Here is a 2,882-nt window from a genome sequence, read left to right as displayed (position 1 = left end):
CAATAGTACCGATAACCAAATAATATACACATATGGTAATCAAATATGGCAGGATTCCCACCTTTCATACGACCCGAACAGCCAAATATTTATTGCACCCGGTATAAAAACGAATTTAAACAATTCGACATTTTATTTTGGTGATATTACGAACTTTAATAATATAACCACTATAAAAATTGATGATGAACCGCAATCGGTGACAATTTCTACGCTAGCTAGCAAGGGGATTGTGATTGATAATTTAAATCAACTTTCAAGTATTATACACTTTCGGCCACAAGACAAAGACTACACAGGTATAGCAGATATTACCGACGTTCCGCAAACGTTTACGGCCACGCTGGTATCAGGAACGGTAACGGTTTCAGACCCATTAGTTGCCTCGGGGTCAATCATTACAGGGATAACCACACAAACCCGTAACGGTGGCACAATGTCGGCCAATTACACCTATGTAATAACTGCTGGTGTGGGGTATGTCATTACCGGGAGCAACGCATTGGGTGTGCCGAATTCAGCAGACCTTTCAACTATAACTTATAACCTGAAATATTAAATGGAAACAAAACTTTGGGTACTTGCCGGAGTTACAGGCATTCTTGTTTTGGTTGTCGGGTACTTGCTCAATGCGGGTATTCAAAGTGTGATAAAGCGGCTAGACGAGGTAGTAAATCAACTTCAAAAGATCAACGTCACCAACGCCATTTTGGCTAACGAAATGGATGGAATGAAAAAAAACTATGACGAAGTAGTTAAAAAGGTCGAATGGCACCACGAAGAAATCATAAGCATTAAGCAACATTTAAACATTCACAAGTCATGATAAATATCTCACTTAAAAACTTCAAAGACACTGTTCCGGCAATAGTCGGGCAGGTATTGGGTAGCAGTGCCGCTATATTGACCGCTTTAGCCGCTATTAGCCAGTTGTACCCGACCATTGTCACAGAGCATCTAATTGCCGAGTGCGGCAAGCTGTTGGCACTGTTAACGATTATAGCCCCTTTTATTGGGGTTAAGAAACCCGAGACCGTTGACCCACCAATTAAAAAAGTTGCTGACTTTCTAAATGCACTAGACGAACACCCCGCAGATCAGCCCATCGACTTAATGAGTCAAGCGACCGAAGAATTAAAAAAAAACTCGAATCAGAACTAAGTACTTCGGGTTTGGCAGAAAATGACCCCGATGAATATGTACCCAAAGAATTACCCAACGACTCAGATATTTTATCACACATTAATAAAAACGAAACAGACATGTTCAAAAAAATCCGCGTAGTACTTGCGCAAGCAGAAAAAGAAATCGGCACAGCCGTAACGCCAGCCGAAAAGGCTGCAATTTTAGAAGACGCAAAGGCGGTCATTAACACCCTCTTTGTAGGGGAGCCTGTAATCGAAGCATTGGCCGACATGGTTATCAACCATCTCGAAAAGCAAGTGGCCGCGTAATGCAGCCTTACACTATTCCACTAATAGCAGCCCTGATTATGTCGGGGCTGTTGTTGGTTTTATTTTACAACTCAAAATCAGAGTAATGGCAGACGTAAAATTATTAACCCCTAAAATACTTCAATTCGAAGGGGGGTATGTTAACGACCCTACCGACCGTGGGGGGGCTACCAATATGGGTATTACCCTCAAATCGTGGCAAGCGATCGGGTATGACAAGAACGGGGACGGTGTGATTGATGAATCCGATATTAAACTATTGAGCCATGATGATTTTACAATCGTACTGAAAAAGTACTTTTGGGACAAATGGCACGCAGACGATATTAACAGCCAAGGGATTGCCGAAATCCTTGTTGATTGGGTTTGGGGTTCATGGGAAGCAGGTTTCAAAAGACCTCAAAAGATATTGGGGGTTGTGCCGGACGGTTTGATAGGCTCACATACCATAGCGGCAATCAACAACCACCCCGACCCGCAATGTCTGTTTAACGCTATACAGCAAGATAGATTGAAATTTATTGATGAAATTATTGCCGATCATCCCGAACAAATCCGCTTTGAAAAGGGTTGGAAAAATCGGATATTGGCATATCAGTATTGCTAAGATTTTCATTTTTTAGGGTTTACGGCTGGTTTGGTCTCACTCCGGCTTATTTCCCCAAAATTAAGGTAAGTAATTATCCTTAAACGGTCAAGCATTTTATTCACTTAGGAATATTTTTTAGACTTTTTGCAAAACACTTATCTTTGTCGGGCTTAAACGTCAATCGACAACCTAATTTTATGTAACGGGAAACTGAGTAAACGACATTAAAAAAGCCCCAACACGGGGCTTTTGTTATTCTTGGGTCTCTCCGACATTTATGTCGGTAACATGGTTATTTCATCTTTGCTTTAACCACCTTATAATAGGTGAAATTGTGCGTTTCTCCTATTTCGGTTCCATCAGACTTAATTAAACCCAGCCTTAGAAGCGATTGAGGGGTCATGTATGAAATTCTTACCCCGTCCAGTTTCCAAACCGTGGGTGAATGACTCCATCCAGGTTGATCGTGGTTTAGCCTTGTAGCAATCAGTACCGCTCCCGAATTTACGAAGTCGTAAAGGGCTTGTTGTTTTGGGGTTATCGTCTTTCTCATATTCCCGTTTTTAAAGTTTTATCAATAGCTTTTCCGCACTCTATGAACCCATCACAGTCGTAGGATTTCGAGCGGAGGAAGTCGATAACATCCCTCATTTCATAACCGCCAAATGTATTCATTTGAAAAATAAATACCAGTCATCCGCATAGGTAATTTAATTGCGGAATCCCTTAAAACAAATTCGCAGCCAAAGTACTTGGCGCAATCTTCGATGGTCAAAATTTGTTTTTCCATTTTACGTTTTTTTTATTGGTTAATAATAGTTTCAATATAGATTTCTACT

Annotated in this window: 6 protein-coding genes; 5 read left to right on the top strand and 1 reads right to left on the bottom strand. The window is 40.9% G+C overall.

The annotated features are described in order from the left end of the window. The 5 genes from QZY09_RS04615 to QZY09_RS04595 all read left to right on the top strand — a co-directional run. Positions 1–559, top strand: a 559-nt coding sequence (locus QZY09_RS04615) for a hypothetical protein (protein WP_295668770.1), incomplete at its 5' end; no start/stop codon positions are given. After that, a complete protein-coding gene (locus QZY09_RS04610; RefSeq protein ID WP_295668767.1) occupies positions 560–826 on the top strand; it encodes a hypothetical protein in 267 nt (88 codons plus the stop codon). After that, entirely contained in the window at positions 823–1,161 is a 339-nt protein-coding gene (locus QZY09_RS04605; RefSeq protein WP_295668764.1) for a hypothetical protein, read from the top strand. The genes QZY09_RS04610 and QZY09_RS04605 overlap by 4 nt, the downstream gene beginning before the upstream one ends. 11 nt (positions 1,162–1,172) lie before the next feature. Continuing rightward, on the top strand, positions 1,173–1,454 hold the full coding sequence (locus QZY09_RS04600) for a hypothetical protein (protein WP_295668761.1): 282 nt from the start codon (positions 1,173–1,175) through the stop codon (positions 1,452–1,454). A gap of 85 nt (positions 1,455–1,539) precedes the next feature. Continuing rightward, a complete protein-coding gene (locus QZY09_RS04595; RefSeq protein ID WP_295668757.1) occupies positions 1,540–2,061 on the top strand; it encodes a glycoside hydrolase family 108 protein in 522 nt (173 codons plus the stop codon). Between the two features lie 274 nt (positions 2,062–2,335). On the opposite strand, the gene QZY09_RS04590 is transcribed toward QZY09_RS04595, so the two are convergent. Continuing rightward, on the bottom strand, positions 2,336–2,596 hold the full coding sequence (locus QZY09_RS04590) for a hypothetical protein (RefSeq protein WP_295668753.1): 261 nt from the start codon (positions 2,594–2,596) through the stop codon (positions 2,336–2,338). Positions 2,597–2,882: the final 286 nt, after the last annotated feature.

The organism is uncultured Mucilaginibacter sp., assembly GCF_903913935.1.
Lineage (GTDB): Bacteria > Bacteroidota > Bacteroidia > Sphingobacteriales > Sphingobacteriaceae > Mucilaginibacter.
Note: the sequence above shows the minus strand (reverse complement) of the source record. Positions and strands in the feature narration are given on the sequence as shown.

Coding starts and splice junctions, on each gene's coding strand:
- QZY09_RS04610 (WP_295668767.1), top strand. CDS start 560: ATGGAAACAAAACTTTGGGTACTTGCCGGAGTTACAGGCATTCTTGTT.
- QZY09_RS04605 (WP_295668764.1), top strand. CDS start 823: ATGATAAATATCTCACTTAAAAACTTCAAAGACACTGTTCCGGCAATA.
- QZY09_RS04595 (WP_295668757.1), top strand. CDS start 1,540: ATGGCAGACGTAAAATTATTAACCCCTAAAATACTTCAATTCGAAGGG.
- QZY09_RS04590 (WP_295668753.1), bottom strand. CDS start 2,596: ATGAGAAAGACGATAACCCCAAAACAACAAGCCCTTTACGACTTCGTA.